The following is a 24,496-nucleotide window of genomic DNA, read 5'->3' as shown; positions in this document are numbered from 1 at the left end:
CGGGGGCCACCCCCGCGCCCGGCGCCGTCCCACCACCCGGGCCCCGCCACGAGGGCCCGGGCCGTCGAGCGTTGTCCACCCGTGACCCGCCCGTGCCGGAGTCCCGACCTCCGACCGGCAGGATCGGTACCGAAGGCGAGCCGCACAACGGGGCGGCCCGCGCCGACCAACACCCCCACGCCCCTGGGCCCGACGGACTCCCCACCCCCAGGAGAGGCGAATGATCTACCGCATCATCGGCGACGCCGCCATGATCGTCCACGCGGCCTTCATCCTCTACATGGCCATCGGCGGCTTCCTCGCCTGGAAGTGGCCCCGCACCTTCTGGCTCCACCTCGGCTGCGCCCTCTACGGACTCAGCATCAGCGTCGTCGGCTGGATCTGCCCCCTCACCTACGTCGAGAACTGGGGCCGCGAGAACGCCGGGCAGGCCGGACTCCCCGAAGAGGGCTTCATCGACCACTACCTCACCGGCGTCATCTACCCGGCCGACCACCTCGTGACCGTTCAGGCCGGTGTCGGCGCGGTCGTCGTCCTGTCCTGGGCGGGCCTGGCCCTGATCACCCTGCGCCGACGACGCACCGGACAACCCGAGCCGGTCTGAGACACCCCGCGCCCCGCACCGCCGAACCGGCGCCGCTCCGCGAAGGACCCCGCGTAAAGATCGCGAATGGATCCCGGTCCAGCTGTTCACCCTCGGCTCACAGCCGCCTACCGTCGAACTATGACCGTTGTGACCTGGGACTCCTACCGCGCAGCCGACCACTTCATCATGCGCAGCGCCCGGCTCATCGACCGGCACCGCTTCGCCTACCACTTCCAAGCAGGATCCGCCGAACCCGTACGGGTCGCCCTAGCCGCCCACCGCAACCTCGACGGCGGCTACGGCAACGGCCTCGACCCCGACCTGCGGGGCCACGGCAGCCAACCCGTGGCGACCGAGATCGCCCTGCGGTACCTGGACGAACTCGGCCCCGTTCCGACCGACCTCGGCAACGGCGTCTGCCGCTACCTCGCCTCGGCCACCAACGACGACGGCGGCCTGCCCGCCGTCCTGCCCAACGTCCGCCACACCGAGGCCGCCCCCTGGTACCAGAAGACCGACGACTTCAGCAGTCGGCTCGACGTCACCACGATGATCACCGGCCTGCTCCACAAGAACAAGATCACCCATCCGTGGAGGGACACCGCCACCGCCTACTGCTGGAAGCACATCGACTCCCTCAACTGGACCGACCCGCACGAGGCCATCGGTATCTGCTGCTTCCTCCAGCACGTCTCCGACCGCGAACGCGCCACCGACGCCATGAACCACGTCGCCCGCATGATCCGCGCCGTCATCGACGTCCACCCCCGGGCCACCGGCCACGTCCACACACCGCTCGACCTCGCCTGCCACCCCGGCCACATCGCCCGACCGCTCTTCACCGACAACGAGATCGAACGCAACCTCGAAGCCTTCGAACAGCAGCAGCGCGCCGACGGCGGCTGGGACGCCTGCTGGGACCACTGGGACACCGCCGCCACCCTGGAACGAGAGGGCATGCGCACCATCCAGCGCCTGCGCATCCTGCGCGCCTACGGCCGCATCCAGTTCGACCTGCCCCGGCCCCGCCGCACCGCCTGAGAGGCACCATCGGGCCGCGGAACCACCGGAGGAGAGCGCCCGAGGACGACAGAGAACAGAGCAGACGGAGCAGGGCAGAGGGCACCAGCGACACGGGCGCCCCGCACACACCACGCGGGGCGCCCCACCACGACCCCGTGCGACCGGGGGACCCGACCACGGCCCCCGACCGGCGACAGGCCCTCCGGCCGCAGGACCCACGACAGCGGCCGGACCCGGATCAGCCCAGAGCCAGCGCCCGCACCCCGACACCCTCCAGAACTCCGCGCTCCAACCGCTCCGGCGCACGACCCGTCACCACACGCACCGCGGCCAGCGAACGCGCACCCAACGCCCCCGGCAGCACCCGCTCCAGGGCCTCCCGGTCCGCGGCGCCGAACAGCACCTCGCGCACCAGCGCCAGCCCCTCCGCCGAGGTCCACGGCTCCCGTCCCAGCGCGTCCGCCAGGTCCACACCGTGCAACAGCACCTCCACCACCCGGGTCACCAGGTAGTCCGTCAGCAGCATCGGATCACCATGACGCGTCATCATGGTCCGGCCCTCCGGCTCCTCCGCCAGACGGGACCCCAGCGCCCGCCAGACCCCCCGCAGCACCCGACCCGGTTCGGTCGCGTCCGACCGGCGCGCCGCCGACGCCACCGCCCCCTGGACCCGCTTCGTGTTCACCTCCGGCGAGAACCGCACGTCCGGCGCGTAGTACCCCGCCGCTGAGACCAGCGACAGGCCCGGATCCGGCACCTCCCCGTCCAAAGCCACCGTCACCTGGTGCAACGAACCCACCGTGTGCACCGCCAACGCCGCCGCGTCCCACGGAACACACCGCGTCGGCAGCACCGCCTCCGCCTCGGACAACCCCAGCAGCACCTCCTCCAACGCCGCAACCTCCGCCGCCAGAGCCGTCACCACCACAGAACGATCGAACACCCCAAAACCCCCTCGCAGACGCCGAACACGGCCCACCGGCCGCGCCCCACATCCAACACCCCTCACCCAGGGTCACCGCGTTCGCCCCGACTCCACCTCAGATACGTGTATTCGCAACCTGGTTTAGACCACTCCATCCCTCAGACGCTCTAAAGTGATACTCGTGACACGTCGAGCAAAAATCGTTGCGACCCTTGGCCCCGCGACCTCGAGCCTGGAGACACTCCGGCGACTCGTCGACGCGGGCCTCGACGTCGCCCGACTCAACCTCAGCCACGGAACCCACGACGACCACAGCGCCAGCCTGGCCAACCTCAGGCAGGCCGCTGAGGACGCCAACCGAGCAGTGGGGGTCCTCGCGGACCTCCAAGGACCCAAGATCCGCGTCGGGACCTTCCCGGACGGACCCGTCGAACTCGAAGCCGGAGACGAGTTCACGATCACCATCGAGGACGTGCCCGGCGACAGCACGCGCGTCTCCACCACCTACAAGGGGCTTCCCAGCGACGTCCGCCCCGGCGACCGCGTCCTCATCGACGACGGCCGCGTCGTGCTGGAATGCACCAAGACCACCAGCACCGAGGTCCACACCCGGGCCATCTTCGGCGGTACCGTCTCCAACCACAAGGGACTCAACCTCCCCGGAGTCGCCGTCAGCGTCCCCGCCCTCACCCAGAAGGACGAGGACGACCTGCGCTGGGCCCTGCGACAGAACGTCGACATGGTCGCCCTCTCCTTCGTCCGCAGTCCCGCGGACGCCGAGGAGTGCCACCGCATCATGGACGAGGAGGGCGTCACCGTCCCCCTCATCGCCAAGATCGAGAAGCCCCAGGCGGTCGAGCGCCTCCAGGACATCATCGAGGTCTTCGACGGAGTCATGGTCGCCCGCGGCGACCTCGGCGTCGAACTGCCCCTCGAGAACGTCCCCATGGTGCAGAAGCGCGCCGTGGAACGCTGTCGCGACAAGGCCAAGCCGGTCATCGTCGCCACACAGATGCTCGAGTCCATGATCAGCGCGCCCCGGCCCACCCGCGCCGAGGCCTCCGACGTCGCCAACGCCGTCCTCGACGGCGCCGACGCCGTCATGCTCTCCGGCGAGACCAGCGTCGGCAAGTACCCCATCGAGACCGTCGAGACCATGGCACGCATCGTCAGCGCCGCCGAGCAGGAGTCCCTGCGCGCCTCGCACATCCTCAACCGGGTACCCGAGACGACCGGCGGGGCCATCGCCCGCGCCGCCGCCGAGATCGGCGCCACCGTCGGAGCCAAGGCCCTGGTCGCCTTCACCATGTCCGGTGAGACCGCCCGGCGCCTGGCCCGCTACCGCTCACCCATCCCGCTCCTGGCCTTCACCACCGAAGCCGGCACCCGGGGCAGGCTCTCCCTGACCTGGGGCGCCGAGACCAACCTGGTGCCATGGGTCGACAACACCGACGACATGGTCCGCCAGGTCGAGACCGAACTGCTCCAGCTCGGCGACTACCACAAGGGTGACAAGGTCGTCATCGTCGCCGGCAGCCCGCCCGGAACCACCGGTTCCACCAACTCCCTGCGCGTCCACCGACTCGGCGACGCCGTCGCCCTCGGCAACAGCTGACGCGTGACCAGGCGCCCTGACGGGCGCCGCCGACGGGCCGCATCAGGTCCGGCCCGGAGGAAGGCGTACTGAGCCGCGCCGACCTCTCCGGGCCGAACCGGTGCGGCCGATGTCGTTTCCGGAGAACCCTCGTTCCGGGGGAGCGCGCGCCATCGTTCCCGGGGCCACCCTGTCGGTCCCGGGGCGCCTCCCGCGGTTTCCGGGGCGGACCTCAGTCCTGGTTGGAGGAGACCCCGCCCTCGAACGTCACCCGCTCCAACGGCATGTCCCACGGCAACAGGTTCCACGGGCTCCTGGCGTCCTCGTCCAGCAGGCCCAGGGCCACCCACACCCGGTCCGCGTCCGGACGGTCGCCCTCCACCTGGTCGCCATCCACACCCTTGTCGGGCCACAGCAGGTAACCGGCGTGGAAGGCCGTGGACAGCTGCCCCCAGGACGAGTAGCGGCGCTGGAGGTCCGACGCCACCCGCCTGAGCAGGGTCTGCGTCTCCACCGGGCTCAGCCAGTCCAGGGACGCCCCACCGCACACCAGCCGGATGACGTGCACCGACTTCCACCACTGGTAGGCGCCGATGATCACCGTCTCGTCGCCCTCGGCCACACCCGTGACCGCACGCAGCCGCTCCACCTGCTCGGGAGACAGTTCCACCGTCTCACCGGTGTCGCGGCCGCCCTGCTCCGAGGGCAGCCGCGACCGGGCCGTGCCCGCCCGCAGGTCCACCGCCAGGTCCAGGCTCGGACCCGTGTGCAGGTCCGTGAGCAGGTGGTCCACCGCCGCCAACAGCGACTCCCGGTCCACCACCGACCACTGGCGCTCCAGCATCCGCCGGTAGCGCCGCCGCAGGTTCGGCCGGGCCACCACGTCCCAGGGTTCGGCCAGGGCCACCCGGAACGGGGCCGCCACCGCGGCGGCCCACCGCTCCGTGCTCAACGGGGCCTCGGGGTCCTTGGTCCGGATCGCGGGCGACTCACGCGATCCCACCACCAGTTCGGCGAAGGAACCCACCATCAACGCCACCATCGGCAGGAACGACCACCAGGGAAGATCCAGGGCGACCAGCAGCACCGCCAGCAGGGCGACAGGGGTCCACAGCCACGGCTGCCGCCGCCGGGACCCCCAGGCCACCACGACCCAGGCCCCGATCACCAGCGCGCCGATCACCCCGGCCACCGCGGTCAACAACCCTCGTCCCTCTTCCGTACCGAGCCCGTCCTGACAGGGCTTTCTGCCATCAAGGATCAGGGACGCGGCACCTCGCAAGCGACCGAACCCACGGGTTGTACTCAGGTTGTGGCCGTGATGTGACCGGTTCAGCCCGCTTGCGCCTACATAAAGTGACAAAAGGCCTATTTGGGGTCGAAAAGGTCGGGTAGTTACAGAGGTTCTGGCCAGTCTGTCCCAGACTGACCAGAACCCCGCCGCAACCGCCCGGAAGCGCCTAGTCCAGCGCCTCCACCACCACCTCGGTCGCCTCCGCGATCAACGCGTCATCGTGCTCCGCGTCCTCCACACCGACACTCGACATCACCGCCAGCACGATCGGATCACCCTCCTCCGGCCACAGCACCGCGATGTCGTTCCGCGTCCCGTAACCGCCGTTACCGGTCTTGTCACCCACGACCCAGCCCTCCGGCACACCCGCCCGGATCAGGTCGTCCCCCGTCACGTTGCGCACCATCAGATCCACCAGCACCTCACGACGGTCCTCCGGCAGCACATCCCCCAGAGCGAACGCCTCCAGACTCCCCGCCATCGCCTTCGGAGTACTCGTGTCCCGCACCTCACCCGGGACCGCCGAACTCATCTCCACCTCGTACCGCTCCAGAATCGTCACGTCATCACCGGTCAACTCACCCAACGACTCCGTGAACCCCTCCGGACCACCGATCTCCTCCAACAACAGATTCGCCGCCGCGTTGTCACTGAACCGCACCGTCGCATCACACAACTCCAACAACGACATCCCCGAATCCAGGTTCTCCTCCACCACAGGGGAGTGCGACACCAACACCCCCTCGTCGAACGTCACCACCCGCTCCATCTCCTCCAACGAGTTCTCCGACAACACCACCCCCGCCAACAACGCCTTGAACGTCGAAGCGAACGCGAACCGCTCACCCTCCTGGAACGCCACCTCCGCACCCGACCCCGTGTCCAACGCGTACACACCCAACTGAGACCCGTACTCCTCCTCCAGAGCCTCGAACTCCGCCGCGTAGTCCACCACCGCGGCCGACTCCGACCGCGCCGCCTCGCCACCGTCCGCCCCCTGCGGACCACACCCCACCACCGGAACCAGCGCCACCGACGCCACGAATCCGCGCCACCACGCACCGCTCACAGAAACACGCACAACAAACCCCACAAGAAAAGGAGAACGAGCCACAACCAGCCCGCCCCCGCAGTCTCACCACCCGCATCCCATGCTGTCCAAGACAGAAACAACCACTCTCATGCAGACTCGGCATGACCTGAGTACATGGACCTCATAGGAGCCCGCACAGCCTTCGTCCACGCCAGCGACCGCGGCAGCTTCACCCACGGCGCATCCCCGACCCATCGCCGGCCACCGCATCGCCACACTCGAAAATCACCTCGGCGCACCCCTCTTCGGCCGCACGACGCGACGCGCCACCCTCCCCCCACGACCTCCTCCTCTGCTCACCCCGCTTACGCCTACACGACGTGACAAGAGGTCTACGCGGGGTCGAAAGGGTCGAGTAGCCGCAGAGGTTCTGGCCAGTCCGCCCAAGACTGACCAGAACCCCGCCACAACAGTCTGGAACTCGGACCGGAAGCGCCTAGTCCAGCGCCTCCACCACCACCTCGGTGGCCTCCGCGATCAACGCGTTGTCGAACTCGACCCCCTCCTCATTGCGGGTCGTCAACACCGCCATGACGATCGGGTCGCCCTCCTCCGGCCACACCACGGCCACGTCATTGCGCATGCCGCCACCGCCGCCGGTCTTGTCACCCACGACCCACCCCTCCGGCACACCGGCCCGAATCAGCTCGTCCCCCGTCGTGTTCCGCACCAACAGGTCCACCAACACCTCACGGCGGTCCTCCGGCAGCACGTCCCCCAACGTGAACGCCTCCAGGCTCCCCACTAGAGCCTCAGGCGTACTGGTGTCCCGATCATCACCGGGACCGACATCGTTCAACTCCGTCTCCCACCGCACCGGGTTGGTCACCTCGTCACCGGTCAGCTCCACCAGGGACTCCCCGAACCCCTCCGGGCCCCCGATCTCCTCCAGCAACAGGTTCGCCGCCGCGTTGTCGCTGAACCGCACCGTCGCATCACTCAACTCCATCAACGACATCCCCGAACCGAGGTTCTCCTCCACCACGGGGGAGTGGTCCACCAGATCCTCCTCCCCGTACTCCACCACCCGATCCATCTCCTCCAACGAGTTCTCCGACAACACCACCCCCACCAGCAAGGCCTTGAACGTCGACAGGAAGCCGAACCGCTCATCCGCTCGGAAAGCCACCTCGGCCTCCGACCCCGTGTCCAACGCGTACACACCCAACCGCGCGTCGAACTCCTCCTCCAGAGCCTCGAACTCCGCCGCGTAGTCCACCGCCGCAGCCGACTCCGACGGCGACGGTGCTGCCCCCGCAGCCCCACCGGCCTCAGCCGCACCACAACCCACCAGCGGAACCAACGCCACCGAAGCCACGAACCCGCGCCACACCGAACCCCGCACAACAACCCCCAACAATCGAAAGGACGAACCGGAGCCGGCCCGCCCCCGCAGTCTCACCACCCACCATCCATACTGTCCAAGACAGAAACAACCACTCTCATGCACATTCGGCATAACATGAGTACATGGACCTCCTAGGAGCCTGCGCAGCCTTCGTCCACGTCAGCGACCGCGGCAGCTTCACCCTCGGCGCCGCCGCCGCACGCATCCCCCAACCCGTCGCCAGCCGCCGCATCGCCGCCCTCGAGAAACACCTCGGCGCACCCCTCTTCGACCGCACCACACGACGAGCCACCCTCACCCAGTTCGGCCACACCGTCCTGCCCACCGCACGCCGCCTCGTCCACCTCGCCCACACCCTCGAACACGACGCCGCCCAAGCCCGCCACACCCCCCTGCGCCTCGCCGTCCCCACCACCTGCACCACCCACGACCTCGCCCACCTCACCGCACAGGCCCGCCGACACGAACTCCACCTCGACCCCCACCCCGCACCACCCGCCCAACGCGACGAACTCCTCCACACCCAACAAGTCCGCACCGCCATCACCGCCGTCCCACCCGACCAGGCCCACTGGACCGTCCCCCTGGGCCTCGCCACCCACCACCCACCCCACGCCAACACCCACTACCTCGAAACCCTCCGACCCCACCGCGACGACACCACCCCGCCCCGCCGCCTCTGGATCCAACCCGAAGACGACACACCCCACATCCGCGACCCCCTCACCCACACCGGCGACACCGTCGGCCTCCACCCCACCCAGATCACCCACGCCACCACCCTCACCACCGCCACCGCCGAAATCCTCACCACCCACGACCTCCTCCTCTGCTCACCCCGCCAAGCAGACGACCTCAACCTCCACTGGCGCCCCATCGGCGAAATCCAACCCGCCCGCACCTACACCGCCACCGGCGAACAAGCCGAGACCCTCCGCACCCACCTCCACACTCACATCGCCCACTGCCTCGGAGCACCCACCCCGTGATCACCCAACGACTCCAGACCGAACTCGACAACGCCGGCCTCCAGGCCTCCTTCCTCGTCCGCGACCTCAACACCGGCCACGAAATCGGCATCGAACCCGACACCCCCTACGCCACCAGCTCCCTCGTCAAAATCCCCCTCGCCCTCGCCACCCTCCAACGCCTCCACCAAGGCGAACTCACCGGTGCCACCCCCGTCCACATCAAGCCCGACGGGCCCACCATCGGCCCCGTCGGCCTCGGCCAGTACCGCCACCCCACCACCGTCGCCATCGACGACCTCCTCTACCTCGCCACCTGCGTCAGCGACAACGTCGCCGCCGACGCCCTCTTCGACCTCACACCCCCCACCCACGTCACCCAAGCCCTCCACCAACACCACGTCCACGGCATCACCGTCCGCCACCGCGTCCGCGACCTCAACGAGACCCCCGCCGAACGCCTCGCCCCCCACGAAACCCACCTCGCCCACACCCTCGCCATCCAGGCCCAGACCGAGGGACGTGGCCACCGAATCCCCCAACTCGACGTCACCCAGGCCAACTCCGGCACTGCCCGAGCCCACGTCGACCTCCTCCAGGCCCTCTGGAAACCCACCACCATCCACCCCGACGTCGCCGCCCGCCTACGCGAACTCATGGCCCGCAACGTCGTCCGTCACCGCCTCGCCCCCGAATTCGACACCGACGCCAGCATCTGGTCCTCCAAGACCGGCAGCGTCCTCAACCTCCGCCACGAAATCGGCGTCGTCGAACACAAGAGCGGCGAGGCCTACGCCATCGCCGCCCTCACCGCCTCAACCGTCCCCGCCCGCATCCAACCCGCCGCCGAAGCCCTCATCGGCCGCACGGCCCGCACCCTCCGCGACCACCTCCGCGCCAACTGACACGACGGCACCACCCGCGAACGCCGCGTCCACGCCGCCCCGGCGGTCCACGAACCCCCTCCGGTTCAGGAACAGGGCTGGCGCGAACACCACTTGTAAAGCTATGCTTTACACGTGCAAGAAAACTTGACGGATGCGCTTCGGGCGTTGAAAACCCACACCGACGCACTCCTCGCCTCACGCGTCCTCACCACGGACCACGACTGGACCCACACCATCGGACACGCCGTCAGCATCCAGACGGCAGCCGACGACGTCGTACGCGCAGTCGTCCGACAAGCACGCCGCAACGGCGCCACCTGGCAGGTCGTCGGCGACGCACTCGGCGTCAGCCGACAGGCGGCGTTCCAGCGCTACGGCAAACCGGTCGACCCCCGAACAGGAGAACCCATGAACACCACCCCGCTCCCCGGCACCACCGAACTGGCCGCCTCGACCGTCGAGGACCTCGCCGCCGGCCAATGGGCACGCGTCACCGAACAGTTCGACCCGACCATGCGCGACGGCCTGCCCGAGGACGCACTAGCGGCCGCATGGGCCCAGATCATCGGCCTGGCCGGAGCCTACGAAGGACACGGCGAACCCGAGGCCGCCCGGGCCGGCGACATGACCGTCACCAACACACCGCTCACCTTCGAAGCGGGCGACTACACCGCACGCATCACCTTCCGCGACGACCGCACCATCGCCGGCCTGCACATCCTCGAAAGGCAGACGCCGTGACCCACCAGACCCGCACCACGCCCACGACCCACCCCCGCATGAGCGGGCACGACCTGCGATCCATCGGCGTGTTCACCGCCCTCGCGTTCGCCCTCGCCTGGCTCGTCGCCCTCCCCCTCTGGCTCGGCGACGGACTCACCAGCCCCCTCTTCCCCCTCGTCTCCGTCGCCATGATGACGACCCCCGCCATCGCCGCACTCGTCGTCGTGTTCCTCATGGACAAGCCCCGACAGAAGGCGTGGACCCTCGGACTGTGGCCGCTCAAACCGGCCCGAAGACTGATCGGCTACGCCGCCCTGGGCATCTTCGGGTCCATCGCCCTCGTCCTGGCGGCCCTCCCGATCGGCGCACTGCTCGGCGTCTACCCGGCCGACTTCACGAACTTCTCCGCGTTCCAACAGGTCCTCGACGAACAGGCGGGCACCGCGGGACCGGGCGAGATCCCGATCCCGACCGGCGCGCTCATCGCCCTCCAGCTCGCCGTCCTGCCCCTGGCCGCGTTCATCAACCTCATCCCGGCCCTGGGAGAGGAACTGGGATGGCGGGGATGGCTGCTCCCCAAGCTCATGCCCCTCGGCACACTCCCCGCCCTCCTGGCCATGGGCGTGATCTGGGGCCTCTGGCACGCCCCGCTCATCCTCCTCGGATACAACTACGCGGACGCCCCCGGCTGGCTCGGCCTGACCGCGATGGTCGTCATGTGCATCCTGGTCGGCGCGCTCTTCGGCTGGCTGCGGCTCCGGTCGGGATCCGTGTGGCCCGCCGCCCTCGCCCACGCCGCGTTCAACGGGGCGGGCGGAAGCTACCTCCTCTTCGCCCGGGCGGGGGAGCACGTCGACACCACGCAGGCGACGATCCTCGGCTGGAGCGGGTGGATCCTGCCGCTCGCCCTCGTCGCTGTCCTCATCGCCACCGGACAGTTCTCTCCCGCGAAGCACCCGGCCGGCCCGCAGCCGAAACCCGAGTAGTGACCGTGCTGGAGGACGTGGCTCTCATCCACCGGACACGAACGCCGGATGAGAGCCGTCCTCGCTGGTCTACGAGCCTGGCCCGCCTCAGTACTTCGGTCCGACGAACGAGTCCATGCGCGCTACCGCTTCCCGCTGGGACACGGACACGACGTACGTGTCCTTGTACGACTTCCCTCGCTTCTTGGTATGGACTTTCCAGGGGATCTCCAACCGGTCTAAGGCTTCGGTGAACAGCCTGATGATGTCGGTGGAGACATTGGTGAAGTGGTAGCGCGGGTACTCGTAGTACTGCTCGCCGTCACCCGGGAGCTTCCTCTTGATCCGGTTGAGCACCCGGCTGCCGTCCGAGTGCACCAGTCCCCGTACGAACTCCTTGGTGTGCTTCTCGACGATGGCCTGCTGCCAGGGCTCCAGGGCGATGGTTCGGTCGTGCTTCTTGCCAGGGCCGTGCTGGGGGAACAAACAGGGCCAGTGCTTCCAGTTGCCGTGTACCTCGGTGCAACCGGTGGAGGGAACCCGGGACACCTTGTGGTCGGGGCGAATCGCCGCCATGGCGCCTGCGCAGAGTTCGATGAGGCCCGGCCAGGTGTCCGAACACATCACCCTGAGCCGCCAAACCCCTTTCCTGGGGTCTCCCGCCGGGGTGAGGCATCCGTCGCCGAGATAGAGGCCCAGCAGGTAGCTGTAGGCATCCAACGGCTCGGGTGGGCTGGAAACGGGTGTGCAGCGGGGACAGAGATCGGTGCCCAGGTACTTGTCCACGAGTGAACGATCACGCATCCAACTCTGGAGTGTGGACCGGTTGATCCCCATCCGGCGGCTCACTTCGGTGAAGGAGATTCCAGAGTCGATCAGGGAAGTGGCTTCGCGCCTGACATGTGGTGAGTACATAGGGTGTATGTTCGCTCACGCATATGACATTTCCTGGCGAGGTAGCCCCTGGGCAGCAAAAAAGCCACTCGCGCTTGGCGAGTGGCTGTTTCAGTGCCCCGGGTGGGACTCGAACCCACACTGTATGGAGTTTGAAGCCATTGTCTCCTGCCTGATTGGACTACCGGGGCTAGGCGACTTTGTCAAGTCATTCTCTGAAGTTTTTTCTACTGTCGGTCCGGCGACGCTCCGCCAACAGTGCAGTCACGATTGACCTGCATTGCCGGGGCCGACGGTCAGCATACTAGCTGATCTCTGTAACCTCGTGTACGTGACGAGGACGCAGAGCCGTGTGGTGATCGCGGAAGACGAGGCCCTGATCCGCCTGGATCTCAAGGAGATGCTCGAGGAGGACGGCTACGCCGTCGTCGGAGAGGCGGGCGATGGTGAGGCCGCCATTCGGCTTGCCCAGGAGCTGAGGCCCGACCTGGTGATCACCGACATCAAGATGCCGGTGCTCGACGGCCTTTCCGCCGCCGAGCGCATCGCCGGGGAGCGCATCGCCCCGGTCGTGATCCTGACGGCCTTCTCCCAGCGGGAGTTGGTCGAGCGGGCTCGCGAGGCCGGGGCCATGGCCTACCTGGTCAAGCCCTTCAGTAAGTCGGACCTGGTTCCGGCGATCGAGATGGCCACCTCCCGCTACGCCGAACTGGCGGCGCTGGAGGCCGAGGTCAGCAACCTCACGGACCGGCTCGAGACGCGCAAGCTCGTCGAGCAGGCCAAGGGGTTGTTGCAGAGCCGCCACGGGATGAGTGAGCCCGAGGCGTTCAGGTGGATCCAGAAGAACTCCATGGACCGTCGGCTGACCATGCGCAAGGTCGCCGAGACGGTCGTCGAGACGCTCGGCGGACAGTAGGCCTAACCGACCTGCCGTAGAAGCGCTGAACAGGGGCCGCACCCGATCGGGTGCGGCCCCTGTTCGTGTGCCCCGGGTGGTGGGAGGCGGAGGAAACCTACAGATCGTTCACCTGGGGCGTCGGAAGCTGGACGCATGGTCAGGGTCAACGCGTATCTTGTACCGGTTTGATCTCGGTAGCGCACAATGGGGTGACGGTTGGGTCACGTGGCTTAAGCATCGCTGAATGACCAGCCTAAACCGGGCTAAACTCACCCCACCGAACAGCTAAAGGACAGCGGGACCCGAATGCTCTCATCCGGGTCGCGCCAACCTCAGATGCGCAAGGAGCGCGCGTGCGCACACGCCTCGTGACCGTGTTGCTCGCCCTGATCACCGCATTCCTGGTGATTCCTGGGGCAGTGGCGACGGCAGACGAACAGGGCGGTGAGTCGCTGCACGGTCAGATCGGTCAGCCGGACGATCGGGACCAGGGTGTCGAAGGCATCCTGATCACGGTCTTCCAGGGTGAGGACGAGATCGATGCGGTGGAAACCGACTCTGATGGAATTTGGGAAGTGGAGTTGCCCGAACCGGGTGGCTACCGCCTAGTACTGGACCAGGAGTCCGTCCCCAGCGAGTTCGCCGTACGCGAGACGACACTCGTCGTCGATGGTGTGGCCGAGGTCGAGGTCGAGGCCAACGAGCAGCGGCGCGTCCTCATCGCGTTGGAGAACCCCGGCGAATCGGCCGGGCAGGACGAGAGTTCTCCCTCGCCGGACGACGAGGCGACGGAGGACGACGACGCGGCCGCGGACGAGGAGGTCGTCGCGGTCGAGGGTGTCAGCGGAGGGTTCGGTGAGCGCTTCGTGCAGCTCACCGCGGCCGGTCTCCTGTTCGGCCTGGTCATCGCGATCTCCGCGATCGGCCTCTCACTGATCTTCGGTACGACGCAGGTCATCAACTTCTCGCACGGTGACATGGTCACCTTCGGCGCGATGATGGCGCTGCTGTTCAGTACCGGCGCCGCGGGGCTGGGCAACTCCCTGCTGGCGATCTTCGCGGGCCTGGGGATCGCGATCCTGTTGGGCGCCTTCATGGAGGGCAAGCTCAACCGGACGACGCTGATCATCCTGCAGTGGGCCTCGGTCTTCGGCGGTATCGCCCTGGCGACGCTGCTGGGCGTGATGGGTGACGACCTGGGCTGGCAGGTGCCGCTGTGGGCGGCGGCCGGCATCTCGGTGGTCATGGGTGCCGTCCTGGGCGGCACGATGGAGCGTTACCTGTGGCGGCCGCTGCGCAAGCGCAACGTGGCCCTGATCCAGATGTTCATCGTCTCGATCGGTCTGGCGCTGGTGGTGCGGCACGTGATCCTGGTGCTCTTCGGGGCGAGCCGGACGCGTTACGCGGGTTACCAGGTGCAGGAGCTGGTGCACTTCGGGCCGATCTCGATGCCGCCGCGTGACCTGGTGATCATGGCGGTCGCGATCGTGGTCCTGGTGCTGGTGGCGTGCCTGCTGCAGTTCACCCGCATCGGCAAGGCGATGCGCGCGGTCTCGGACAACCGGGACCTGGCGGAGTCGTCGGGTATCGACGTGGACCGGGTGACGCTGTACGTGTGGTTCCTCGGTGGCGGCCTGGCGTCCCTGGGCGGTGTGCTCTTCGGCCTGAACCAGGTCGTGGACTACGAGATGGGCTTCCGTCTTCTGCTGCTCATGTTCGCCGCGGTGATCCTGGGCGGCCTGGGTACGGCCTACGGCGCGATGGTCGGCGGTATCACCGTCGGTCTGGTGGCGATGCTGTCCACCCTGTGGTTCCCCACACAGCTCATGCAAGCGTGGGCTCTGGCCCTGATGATCCTCATGCTGCTGGTCAGGCCCCAGGGTCTGCTCGGTCAGCGCGAGCGGGTCGGCTAGGAGAGGTAGACGATGGATATTTTCTTGATCCTCGCCGAGGCCGCCCGATCCGCGGTGGGGCCGGTTGCCGCGATCTACGCGTTGGCCGCGATCGGGCTGAACCTGCACTTCGGTTACACGGGGTTGCTGAACTTCGGTCAGGTCGGCTTCATGCTGGTGGGCGCCTACGGCGTGGGCATCAGTGTCACGGTGTTCGAGTTGCCGCTGCTGGTCGGGTTCCTGGTGGGCCTGGGCTGTGCGGTGGTGTTGGCGCTGCTGTTGGGTATTCCGACGCTGAGGTTGCGTGCGGACTATCTGTCGATCACGACGATCGCGGCGGCCGAGGTGCTGCGGCTGGTGTACCGGGCCGGGTTCGCGGAGCCGCTGACCAACGGTGTGTACGGCATCCAGAACCTGTCGGGTGAGTTCCGTACGTGGAACGTGTTCTTCGATCCGGGTGAGCGTTACGGGTTCGGCGCGTTCTCGTTCAGCGGCAACCACATGTGGCTGATGACGGTGACGTGGGGTCTGGTGGCGCTGATGGCGCTGCTGACCTGGTTGCTGATGCACAGCCCGTGGGGTCGTGTGGTGAAGGGCATCCGTGAGGACGAGGAGGCGGTGCGCAGCCTCGGTAAGAACGTGTTCGCCTACAAGATGCAGATCCTGGTTCTCGGCGGTCTGATCGGTGCCCTGGCGGGTTCGATGATGGCGGTGCACCAGGGTGCGATCCAGCCGGACCAGTTCAAGCCGCAGGTGACGTTCTTCCTGTGGGTGATCCTGCTGCTGGGCGGGGCGGGCCGTGTGTTCGGTCCGATCCTCGGTTCGATGGCGTTCTGGTTCCTGATGAACTTCACGGACAAGTTCCTGAGGGCGTTGGGCGCTGAGGGTTACCTGCCGTTCCTGTCGGGTCCGGACTACGGTGCGATCCAGTTGGCGTTCGTCGGTGTGATGCTGGTGCTGCTGATCGTCTTCCGGCCGCAGGGTCTGATCGGTGACCGCAAGGAGATGTTGATCAATGTCAAGTGACGAGGTGAACGCCTCCGGGGCGGGTGTCGAGGTCGACCGGATGGCCGGGGCGGTTCCGGAGCCGGGTTCGGTGAAGTCGGATCCGATCCTGATCGCTGACGGTGTGCGGCGTTCGTTCGGCGGTCTGACCGCTGTGGACGTGAAGCACCTGGAGGTGCAGCGGGGGACGATCACGGCGCTGATCGGTCCGAACGGTGCCGGCAAGTCGACGATGTTCAATCTGCTGACCGGTTTCGACCGGGTCGACGGCGGCCGGTGGTCGTTCGAGGGCAAGCAGATCAACGGTCGCCGCGGTCACCAGGTGGCGCGGGCCGGGATGGTGCGGACCTTCCAGCTGACCAAGGCGCTGACGCGGATGACGGTGCTCGACAACATGTTGTTGGGTGCTCCGGGTCAGGTCGGTGAGCGGATGGCCGGGGCGTTCCTGCGTCCGGTGTGGGGTCGTCAGGAGAAGGCGAACACGGTCAAGGCGATGGACCTGCTGGAGCGGTTCAAGCTGATCGACAAGCGCCAGGACATGGCGGGTTCGTTGTCGGGTGGTCAGCGCAAGCTGTTGGAGATGGCTCGTGCGCTGATGACCGATCCGAGCATGATCATGCTGGACGAGCCGATGGCGGGTGTGAACCCGGCGTTGGTGCAGTCGCTGTTGCACCACATCACGTCGTTGCGCGACGAGGGCAAGACGGTCCTGTTCGTCGAGCACGACATGGACGTGATCATGGGGATCAGTGACTGGATCGTGGTGTTGGCGCAGGGTCAGGTGATCGCGGAGGGTCGGCCTTCGGACATCCGGTCCAACCAGCAGGTGATCGACGCCTACCTGGGTGCCCAGGAGGTCGAGGGCGAGGCCCAGGGGAGTGGCGATGACTGAGGAGAACGGGAGCCTGCGCCCGGACCCGGAGGAGATTCCGGTGGAGGCGGAGGAGGCCGCGGCCGTCCAGGAGCACCGTGAGGAGCTTCTGGAGCAGGCTGAGGCGGAGTCCTTGGAGGTGGGTGGTCCGGAGGACTATCTGCTGTTGGCCAAGGACATCGTGGCCGGTTACGTGCCGGGGGTGAACATCCTGAACGGGTGCACCCTGACTCTCACCGAGGGTGAGGTCGTGGCGATCATCGGTCCGAACGGTGCTGGTAAGTCGACGCTGATCAAGACGATCTTCGGGTTGATTCCGGTGCGTGAGGGCGGTCTGACGCTGCGGGGTTCGAGTATCTCGGGGTTGGCGGCGCACTCGTTGGTGGAGCGGGGCGTGGGTTACGTCCCGCAGACGCGGAACGTGTTCCCGTCGCTGACGATCGAGGAGAACCTCCAGATGGGGGCTTTCCTGCGGCCGCGGACGTTCTCGGAGCGGTTCGGTGTGGTGGCGGAGCTGTTCCCGCTGCTGGCGGACCGGCGCCGGGCGAAGGCGGGTTCGCTGTCGGGTGGTGAGCGCCAGATGGTGGCCATGGGCCGGGCGCTGATGATGAACCCGTCGGTGCTGCTGCTGGACGAGCCGACGGCGGGTCTGTCGCCGATCTACCAGGAGGAGGTCTTCCAGCGGGTCAAGGAGGTCAACTCGACCGGTGTCTCGGTGGTCATGGTGGAGCAGAACGCGCGGCGTTGTCTGCAGATCTGTGACCGCGGTTACGTGTTGGACCAGGGCCGGAACGCGTACACGGGTACGGGTCGGGACCTGTTGAACGATCCGAACGTGATCGAGTTGTACCTGGGGACGCTCGCGAAGGGCTGATCCGGGGGAGTTGTGGGGGCGGGACCCGTTGCGGGTCCCGCCCTCTTCGTGTGGTCCGGTTGTGCTGTGTGCTCCGGCCGGGTGGCCCGGCCGGGCTGTGGGGCCGGGTCAGTCGCCGGTGGTGTACTCGATGTATTCGAGGATCTCGTAGCCGTCGGGTCCGAAGTGGAAGATCTCGAAGGTGGCGGAGGTGGGGTCTCCGTTGTCGTCGAAGTCGATGTTGCCGCTGGTGCCCTGGTAGTCGATGTCCTGGCCTTGGCCGAGGAGGTCCCGGCACTCTTCGAAGCTGTTGCACTCGGTGCCGTCGGGGCGGCTGATCTCGGCGATGTGGTCGACGTATTCGGAGGGGTTCATGGACCCTGCGGATTCGGCGGCGAGGGCGATCGCGGTGACGCAGTCGAAGATGTGCGGGGCGAACTGGAAGACGTCGAGGTCGGGGTCGAACTGGCGCAGGCCGTCGTTGAAGTCGGGGTTGTCGGCGCTGGGGGCGACACCGGTGGTGCCGGTGATGGCGTCGGGTGAGGCGACTCCGATGGCCTGGCCGAGGTCGGGGTCGTTGAGGCCGTCGGTGATGTAGAACTGGCTTTCGATTCCGCTCTCGATGAGCGCGGCCATGAGCTGGGTGCCCTCTTGGAAGGAGATGAGGGCGACGGCGTCGGCGTCGGCTTCGACGGCGGAGCTGATGACGGCGCTGAAGTTGGTGGCGTCGGGGTCGTAGGCCTCGCTGAGGACGATGTTGGCGCCCAGGGCGGTGAGTTCGGCTTCGACGGCGTTGAGGTAGCCGTTTCCGTAGTCGTCGGCGCGGGCGATGAGGGCGATGTCGGCGTGGTTGTCGTCGAGGATCTGTTGGGCGAGGACGGGGCCGGCGAGGAGGTCGCTGGGGGCGGTGCGGAAGAAGTAGCCGTTGTCGTCGACCTGGGTGAGGTCGGGTGAGGTGCTGGAGCCGGAGCACTGGACGATCTGGGCGCCGGTGACGGTGCCGTAGGTGGCTTGGGTCATGGCGGAGGCGGCGGCGCCGATGACGGCGTTGACGTCGTCGGCGACGAGGTTGTTGGCGGCTTCGTTGGCCTGTCCGGATTCGCCTGCTTCGTCGGCTTCGACGGGTGGGGGGACCTCGGTGCCGAGGATGCCGCCGGCGGCGTTGATCTCGGAGATGGCGTATTCGACGGCGGCGACCTGGGGCGGGGCGAGGAAGGCGAGGCTGCCGGTCTGGGGGTAGAGGAGCCCGTAGGTGAACTCGGAGTCGTCGTCGCTGCCGAAGTCGAGGTCGAGGTCGTTGCCGCAGGCGGTGAGGGTGAGGCTGAGGGTGAGGGCTGCGGCGGACAGGGCCAGGGCCTTGTGGGTTGACATGGTGGTTGTGGTCCGTTCGGGAGGCTGGGTACGGCCGGGGTGCTGGGGCCGTGGGGTGGCGCGGGCGGTGGGACCGGGGCCGCTGCCACACCGGGCGAGGTGGTGCGTGCCATGGCGCGGTCACGCCGTTCGTATACGACGACGCACGGCGCGCTGGGGTGCGGCCGTGCCGGGGGACGGGGTGTTCGCGGTGGTCCTGCACGGGGGTACGGAGACGGCCGGGGGTGCGGGGCTGGTGCCCCGCACCCCCGGCCGGTGTGAACGGTGTGCGCCGCTGACGGTGTCTCCTACCGGGGAGCGTGCGTTCTCCGGTCGGTCACGAGGTGTTCGCGGTTACTCTTCGGCGGAGTACTCCTCGTAGCCGAGGGTCTCGTAGCCGTCGTCACCGAAGTGGAAGATCTCGAAGGTGGCGGAGGTGGGGTCTCCGTTGTCGTCGAAGTCGATGTTGCCGCTGGTGCCCTGGAAGTTGATCTCCTCGCCGTCGCTGAGGAGGTCACGGCACTCTTCGAAGCTGGTGCACTCGGTGCCCTCGGGGCGGCTGATCTCGGGCAGGTGCTCGACGTAGTCGGCCGCGTTCACGGACCCGGCGGACTCGGCGGCCAGCGCGATCGCGGTGACGCAGTCGAAGACCTGCGGGGCGAACTGGAAGACGTCGAGCTCGGGGTCGAACTCGCGCAGGCCCTCGTTGAAGTCGGGGTTGTCGGCCCCGGGGGCGACACCGGTCATGCCGTTGACGACCTCGGGGTCGTCCTCGTTGACGGTCTCACCGAGGTCGGGGTTGTTGAGCCCGTCGGTGATGTAGAGCTGGTCGCCCTCGACGCCGGCCTCGATGAACTCGGCGATGACCTGGGCGCCCTCCTCGAAGGAGATGAGCGCGATGGCGTCGGGGTCTTCGCTGGTGATCCCGTTGATCACGGAGTCGAAGTTGGTGGCGTCCGGGTCGTAGGACTCGGTGGCGACCACGTTGGCGCCGATGGCGTCGAGCTCGGCTTCGACGGCCTTGAGGTAGCCGTCGCCGTAGTCGTCGGCGCGGGCGACGATGGCGATGTCGAAGTGGCCGTCGTCGGTCATCTTGCGGGCCATGACCGGGCCGGACATCAGGTCGCTGGGCGCGGTGCGGAAGTAGTAGCCGCCGTCGTCGATGTCGGTCAGGTCGGGGGCCGTGTTGGACCCGGAGCACTGGACGGTCTCGGCGGCGGTGATGGTGTCGTAGGTGGCCTGGGTCATGCCGGAGGCGGCTGCGCCGATGACGGCGTTGACGCCGGCCGAGACGAGGTCGTTGGCGGCCTCGTTGGCCTGGGCGGCGTCGCCGGCCTCGTCACCCTGGGTGATGTCGGGGACCTCGGTGCCGAGGATGCCGCCGGCCGCGTTGATCTCGGAGATCGCGTACTCGGCCGCGGTGATCTGGGGCGGGCCGAGGAAGGCGAGGGCGCCGGTCTGCGGGTAGAGGATGCCGAAGTTGAACTCTTCGCCGGCCTCGCCGCTGCCGCCGTCTCCGCCGTTGTCGCCGTCTCCGTTGCCACACGCCGTGAGCCCTAGCACGAGGGCCGCGGTTGCGGCAGTGAGGCCTAGGAGCTTCTTGCTTGCCATGATCGTGGTCACTCCGTTCAACCGGCTGTTCTGCGCAGCCGTGTCGATAGTGCTGTGTGTCCTGATGCCCGTGATGTGTGGCATGACTTAATCAGGAGCGTTAGCGGAGCTTAATCACGGAAGTTCGGGTCCGGGAAGTGGAAAGAGTGCGTTGGTGCCAACTCGCCTCTGTGCTGTTATGAAGCTGTGGTCATGATGGGGACTTTTGGCCGCTTGCCTGGACGAATGTGCGCTGTCAGTGCACGGGTCGGAGCAATCTGTCGTGGAGAGTGGGGACGGCGAAGCCCGGCCGTCAAGCGGGTGGTGCCGCGGCGGCGGGCGTCGGCGCTGGTTGGCCGGGATTCGCGTAGTGGTGTTGCGGTTGCGTGTGAAGCGTGGCTTGTGTTCGGAGGGGCCTACTGGGGCGCGTCGCGCAACATGCAGGTCAGCCGGGAGGTGCACACCTTCTTGCCGTTGTCGTCGGAGATGGTGATGTCCCAGGTGGCGAGGGTGCGGCCCAGGTGGACGGGGGTGGCCACACCGGTGACGTGGCCTTCGGTGGCGGAGCGGTGGTGGGTCGCGTTGATCTCGATGCCCACGGCGACGCGGCCGAACTGCTGGGCGTGGACGGTGGAGCCGATGGAGCCCAGGGACTCGGCGAGGACGCAGGAGGCGCCGCCGTGCAGGAGCCCGAAGGGCTGGCGGTTGCCCTCGACGGGCATGCGGCCCACGACGCGTTCGGCGGAGGCCTCGGTGATCTCGATGCCCATGGTCTTTCCCAGTCCGCCGATGAGCGCGCCGGAGTCGAGGAGTTCGCGCAGTGTGTCGGCGTCTGTGGTCATGGTGTTGCCTTCCGATCCGCTCAGGTGGCCCCGTACCCGGTCGAACCGACCGGGGCGGGGCGGTGTTCCCGCGGTGATGGCCGCGGGGTGTCTGTAGCGCATCCTAGGATTTGTTCTGTGGTGACCAAGCGAGAGACCCCCGAACAGACATCCCAGGCCGACGGCGGGCGCCCCCGCCTGCTTCTTCTGGACGGCCACTCGATGGCCTTCCGTGCGTTCTTCGCGCTTCCGGTGGACAAGTTCGGTACCAGTACCGGGCAGTCCACCAACGCGGTGTACGGCTTCGCGTCGATGCTGGTGAAGTTGTTGCGTGATGAGGAGCCGACGCATGTGGCGGTGGCGTGGGACCTGTCGGGTCCCACCTTCCGGGACGAGGAGTACGAGGACTACAAGGGGGGCCGTTCGGAGACCCCGCCGGAGTTCCCCTCCCAGGTGCCGCTGACCCAGGACCTGATGCGGTTGATCGGTGTGGCGAACCTGTCGGCGCCGGGTTTCGAGGCGGACGACGTGATCGCCACGCTGGCCCATCAGGGCGGAGAGGCCGGTATGGAGGTGCTGATCGCCTCCGGCGACCGGGACGCCTTCCAGCTGGTGACCGAGCACTGCACGGTGCTGTACCCGGGCAAGAGCCTGTCGGACCTGCGCCGGATGGACCCGGAGGCGGTCGAGGACAAGTACGGCGTTTCCCCGGAGCGGTACCGGGACCTGGCGGCGCTGGTGGGGGAGAAGGCCGACAACCTGCCCGGTGTGCCGGGGGTGGGCCCCAAGACCGCGGCGAAGTGGATCCAGAAGTTCGGTTCGCTCGAGGAGCTGGTGGCCCGGGCGGACGAGGTGCCGGGCAAGGCCGGGCAGAGTTTCCGTGACCACATGGACGACGTGCTGCGCAACCAGCGGCTCAACAAGCTGGTCACCGACGTGGCGTTGGACGCCGGTGTGGCGGAGCTGGCGCTGGGCGAGGCCGACCGGCCGGGGATCGACGCGCTCTTCGACAACCTGGAGTTCGCCTCCAACCTGCGTGAGCGCCTGTACGCGGTGATCCGCTCGGGCGGGGACGAGGGTGAGGACGCCGGAGCCGGTGAGGCCGGCGAGGGTTTCGCCGTGGACGTGACGGTCGCGGGTACCGGCGAGGTCGCGGCCTGGCTGGTCGAGCACGCCGCCGCCGAAGGGCTCACGGAGGAGGCCCCGGCCGGCCTGGCGATCGACGGCTCCTGGGGTCAGGGGAGCGGCCGGGTGGACGCCCTGGCCGTCTCCGTGCCGAGCGGGGCCGCGCTGTTCGTGGACCCCACCCAGGCGGACGCCGCGGACACCGAGGCGCTGGGGGCCTTCCTGGCCGACCCGGAGCGGCCCAAGGTGGTGCACGAGTACAAGGGCGCCCTGCTGGCCCTGGGCGCCCACGGCTGGGCGCTGCGCGGGGTGGTCAGCGACACGGCCCTGGCGGCGTACCTGGCGCAGCCGGGGCAGCGCCGGTTCGACTTGGCCGACCTGTGCCGCAAGTACCTGGGCCGGGAGCTGGAGGAGGACACCGACGGCGCGCAGATGACCCTGGACCTGGGTGAGGAGGGCGGTTCGGGGCGCGGTCACGTCCTGGCGGTGCGGGCCGCGGCCACCCGGGACCTGGCGGTCGTGCTCGCCGCGGAGCTGGGCAAGCGGGGCGGTACCCACCTGCTGCACGAGGTGGAGCTGCCGCTGGTGGACGTGCTGGCGCGGTTGGAGCGCGCGGGTATCGCCGCGGACCGCGAGTACCTGGAGGGGTTGCAGGGGGAGTTCGCCTCGGCGGCGCGCAGCGCGGTGGAGCGGGCGCACGAGGTCGTGGGGCGCGAGTTCAACCTGGGTTCGCCCAAGCAGTTGCAGCAGGTGCTCTTCGAGGAGCTGGAGCTGCCCAGGACCAAGAAGATCAAGACGGGGTACACCACCGACGCGGACGCCTTGGCGTGGCTGGCGACGCAGACCGACAACGAGCTGCCGGGCGTGCTGTTGCACCACCGGGACCAGACGAAGCTGCGGACGACGGTCGAGGGCCTGATCAAGACGGTCTCGGACGACGGCCGGATCCACACCACGTTCAACCAGACGGTGGCGGCGACGGGGCGGCTGAGCTCCACCGACCCCAACCTGCAGAACATCCCGGTGCGCACGGACGTGGGGCGCCGGATCCGGCGGGCGTTCGTGGTCGGTGAGGGGTACGAGGAGCTGCTCACGGCGGACTACAGCCAGATCGAGTTGCGCATCATGGCGCACCTGTCGGGTGAGCAGGCGCTGATCGACGCGTTCAACAGCGGGTACGACTTCCACGCGCAGATGGCCTCGCAGGTGTTCGGGGTCGCGGTGGAGGAGGTCGACGGCGAGGCCCGCTCCAAGATCAAGGCGATGAGCTACGGGTTGGCGTACGGGCTGAGCGCCTACGGTCTGTCCCAGCAGCTGGGGATCGAGCCGGCGGAGTCGAAGAAGTTGATGGACGACTACTTCGCGAGCTTCGGCGGGGTGCGCGACTACCTGCAGACGGTGGTGGCGGAGGCCCGCAGGGTGGGGTACACCGAGACGATCCTGGGGCGTCGCCGTTACCTGCCGGACCTGACCAGCGACAACCGTCAGCGTCGGGAGATGGCGGAGCGGATGGCGTTGAACGCGCCGATCCAGGGATCGGCGGCCGACATCATCAAGGTGGCGATGCTGCAGGTGGACGCGGCGCTCACCGAGGGCGGGTTCGACTCCCGTGTGCTGTTGCAGGTGCACGACGAACTCGTGGTGGAGGTCGCGCCGGGTGAGCGCGAGGCGGTCGAAAAGCTCGTGACGCACGAGATGGGCTCCGCTTATGATCTGCGTGTCCCGCTGGGCGTTTCGGTCGGCAGCGGGCAGAACTGGCACGACGCCGCGCACTAGGCCGTAGAGGGCCCG

General features: G+C 68.1%; 21 protein-coding genes and 1 tRNA gene. 13 read left to right on the top strand and 9 right to left on the bottom strand.

Annotated elements, in window-relative coordinates; genetic code table 11:
• Window positions 1-220: 220 nt before the first annotated feature.
• Entirely contained in the window at window positions 221-604 is a 384-nt protein-coding gene (locus D458_RS0113270; protein ID WP_017587239.1) for a DUF2784 domain-containing protein, read from the top strand.
• Between the two features lie 129 nt (window positions 605-733).
• Complete coding sequence (locus tag D458_RS0113265; RefSeq protein WP_017587238.1) at window positions 734-1,627, top strand: hypothetical protein; 894 nt, start codon at window positions 734-736, stop codon at window positions 1,625-1,627.
• 220 nt (window positions 1,628-1,847) lie between these two features.
• Here the strand turns inward: D458_RS0113265 and D458_RS0113260 are convergent, their stop codons facing one another.
• Window positions 1,848-2,552 (bottom strand): maleylpyruvate isomerase N-terminal domain-containing protein, encoded by a 705-nt coding sequence (locus D458_RS0113260; RefSeq protein ID WP_017587237.1) that lies wholly within the window; start codon window positions 2,550-2,552, stop codon window positions 1,848-1,850.
• 163 nt (window positions 2,553-2,715) lie between these two features.
• Between D458_RS0113260 and pyk the strand changes: the two genes are divergently transcribed.
• The gene (gene pyk, locus D458_RS0113255; protein WP_026119273.1) at window positions 2,716-4,149 is read left to right on the top strand and encodes a pyruvate kinase; all 1,434 of its coding nucleotides are present in this window, start codon (window positions 2,716-2,718) and stop codon (window positions 4,147-4,149) included.
• A gap of 211 nt (window positions 4,150-4,360) precedes the next feature.
• On the opposite strand, the gene D458_RS0113250 is transcribed toward pyk, so the two are convergent.
• From D458_RS0113250 to bla (D458_RS0113240), 3 genes are all read right to left on the bottom strand, one after another.
• Entirely contained in the window at window positions 4,361-5,332 is a 972-nt protein-coding gene (locus tag D458_RS0113250) for a DUF1266 domain-containing protein (protein WP_026119272.1), read from the bottom strand.
• 256 nt (window positions 5,333-5,588) lie between these two features.
• A complete protein-coding gene (gene bla / locus D458_RS0113245) occupies window positions 5,589-6,503 on the bottom strand; it encodes a class A beta-lactamase (protein WP_239647952.1) in 915 nt (304 codons plus the stop codon).
• Window positions 6,504-6,951: 448 nt separating this feature from the next.
• Window positions 6,952-7,848 carry a class A beta-lactamase gene (gene bla, locus D458_RS0113240; protein WP_040702380.1) on the bottom strand — a complete coding sequence of 299 codons (897 nt, stop codon included), beginning with the start codon at window positions 7,846-7,848 and terminating at the stop codon, window positions 6,952-6,954.
• A 137-nt stretch (window positions 7,849-7,985) separates the two neighbouring features.
• Here bla (D458_RS0113240) and D458_RS0113235 point away from each other — a divergent pair, with 137 nt between their 5' ends.
• The 4 genes from D458_RS0113235 to D458_RS0113220 all read left to right on the top strand — a co-directional run bounded on the left by D458_RS0113235 (window position 7,986) and on the right by D458_RS0113220 (window position 11,427).
• Entirely contained in the window at window positions 7,986-8,852 is an 867-nt protein-coding gene (locus tag D458_RS0113235) for a LysR family transcriptional regulator (RefSeq protein WP_017587232.1), read from the top strand.
• Window positions 8,849-9,736: a serine hydrolase gene (locus D458_RS0113230; RefSeq protein ID WP_017587231.1), complete on the top strand. Its 888-nt coding sequence runs from the start codon at window positions 8,849-8,851 to the stop codon at window positions 9,734-9,736. The genes D458_RS0113235 and D458_RS0113230 overlap by 4 nt, the downstream gene beginning before the upstream one ends.
• A 147-nt stretch (window positions 9,737-9,883) precedes the next feature.
• Complete coding sequence (locus D458_RS0113225; protein WP_017587230.1) at window positions 9,884-10,459, top strand: DUF3887 domain-containing protein; 576 nt, start codon at window positions 9,884-9,886, stop codon at window positions 10,457-10,459.
• A gap of 38 nt (window positions 10,460-10,497) precedes the next feature.
• Entirely contained in the window at window positions 10,498-11,427 is a 930-nt protein-coding gene (locus D458_RS0113220; RefSeq protein WP_026119269.1) for a CPBP family intramembrane glutamic endopeptidase, read from the top strand.
• Window positions 11,428-11,514: 87 nt separating this feature from the next.
• On the opposite strand, the gene D458_RS0113215 is transcribed toward D458_RS0113220, so the two are convergent.
• Both D458_RS0113215 and D458_RS0113210 read right to left on the bottom strand, forming a co-directional pair.
• Window positions 11,515-12,321 (bottom strand): LAGLIDADG family homing endonuclease, encoded by an 807-nt coding sequence (locus D458_RS0113215; RefSeq protein WP_026119268.1) that lies wholly within the window; start codon window positions 12,319-12,321, stop codon window positions 11,515-11,517.
• Window positions 12,322-12,415: 94 nt separating this feature from the next.
• Window positions 12,416-12,491: transfer RNA gene (locus tag D458_RS0113210), tRNA-Leu, on the bottom strand.
• Between the two features lie 161 nt (window positions 12,492-12,652).
• Here D458_RS0113210 and D458_RS0113205 point away from each other — a divergent pair.
• The 5 genes from D458_RS0113205 to D458_RS0113185 all read left to right on the top strand — a co-directional run bounded on the left by D458_RS0113205 (window position 12,653) and on the right by D458_RS0113185 (window position 17,840).
• The gene (locus tag D458_RS0113205) at window positions 12,653-13,216 is read left to right on the top strand and encodes an ANTAR domain-containing response regulator (protein ID WP_017587227.1); all 564 of its coding nucleotides are present in this window, start codon (window positions 12,653-12,655) and stop codon (window positions 13,214-13,216) included.
• 335 nt (window positions 13,217-13,551) lie between these two features.
• Complete coding sequence (locus tag D458_RS0113200; RefSeq protein ID WP_017587226.1) at window positions 13,552-15,111, top strand: branched-chain amino acid ABC transporter permease; 1,560 nt, start codon at window positions 13,552-13,554, stop codon at window positions 15,109-15,111.
• 12 nt (window positions 15,112-15,123) lie between these two features.
• On the top strand, window positions 15,124-16,116 hold the full coding sequence (locus D458_RS0113195) for a branched-chain amino acid ABC transporter permease (protein ID WP_026119267.1): 993 nt from the start codon (window positions 15,124-15,126) through the stop codon (window positions 16,114-16,116).
• Window positions 16,106-16,987 carry an ABC transporter ATP-binding protein gene (locus D458_RS0113190; RefSeq protein ID WP_026119266.1) on the top strand — a complete coding sequence of 294 codons (882 nt, stop codon included), beginning with the start codon at window positions 16,106-16,108 and terminating at the stop codon, window positions 16,985-16,987. The genes D458_RS0113195 and D458_RS0113190 overlap by 11 nt, the downstream gene beginning before the upstream one ends.
• Window positions 16,980-17,840 (top strand): ABC transporter ATP-binding protein, encoded by an 861-nt coding sequence (locus D458_RS0113185; RefSeq protein WP_017587223.1) that lies wholly within the window; start codon window positions 16,980-16,982, stop codon window positions 17,838-17,840. The genes D458_RS0113190 and D458_RS0113185 overlap by 8 nt, the downstream gene beginning before the upstream one ends.
• A gap of 108 nt (window positions 17,841-17,948) precedes the next feature.
• Here D458_RS0113185 and D458_RS0113180 read toward each other — a convergent pair whose 3' ends face one another.
• The 3 genes from D458_RS0113180 to D458_RS0113170 all read right to left on the bottom strand — a co-directional run bounded on the left by D458_RS0113180 (window position 17,949) and on the right by D458_RS0113170 (window position 21,601).
• Window positions 17,949-19,190, bottom strand: coding sequence for an ABC transporter substrate-binding protein (locus D458_RS0113180; RefSeq protein WP_017587222.1), 1,242 nt, complete (start codon window positions 19,188-19,190; stop codon window positions 17,949-17,951).
• Window positions 19,191-19,523: 333 nt separating this feature from the next.
• Window positions 19,524-20,780: an ABC transporter substrate-binding protein gene (locus D458_RS0113175; RefSeq protein ID WP_040702379.1), complete on the bottom strand. Its 1,257-nt coding sequence runs from the start codon at window positions 20,778-20,780 to the stop codon at window positions 19,524-19,526.
• Window positions 20,781-21,175: 395 nt separating this feature from the next.
• Complete coding sequence (locus D458_RS0113170; RefSeq protein ID WP_026119264.1) at window positions 21,176-21,601, bottom strand: PaaI family thioesterase; 426 nt, start codon at window positions 21,599-21,601, stop codon at window positions 21,176-21,178.
• A 117-nt stretch (window positions 21,602-21,718) separates the two neighbouring features.
• Between D458_RS0113170 and polA the strand changes: the two genes are divergently transcribed.
• Window positions 21,719-24,481: a DNA polymerase I gene (polA, locus tag D458_RS0113165; protein ID WP_017587218.1), complete on the top strand. Its 2,763-nt coding sequence runs from the start codon at window positions 21,719-21,721 to the stop codon at window positions 24,479-24,481.
• Window positions 24,482-24,496: the final 15 nt, after the last annotated feature.

The organism is Nocardiopsis ganjiahuensis DSM 45031, from assembly GCF_000341085.1.
GTDB lineage: Bacteria > Actinomycetota > Actinomycetes > Streptosporangiales > Streptosporangiaceae > Nocardiopsis > Nocardiopsis ganjiahuensis.
This window is presented reverse-complemented; position numbering and strand designations above follow the sequence as displayed.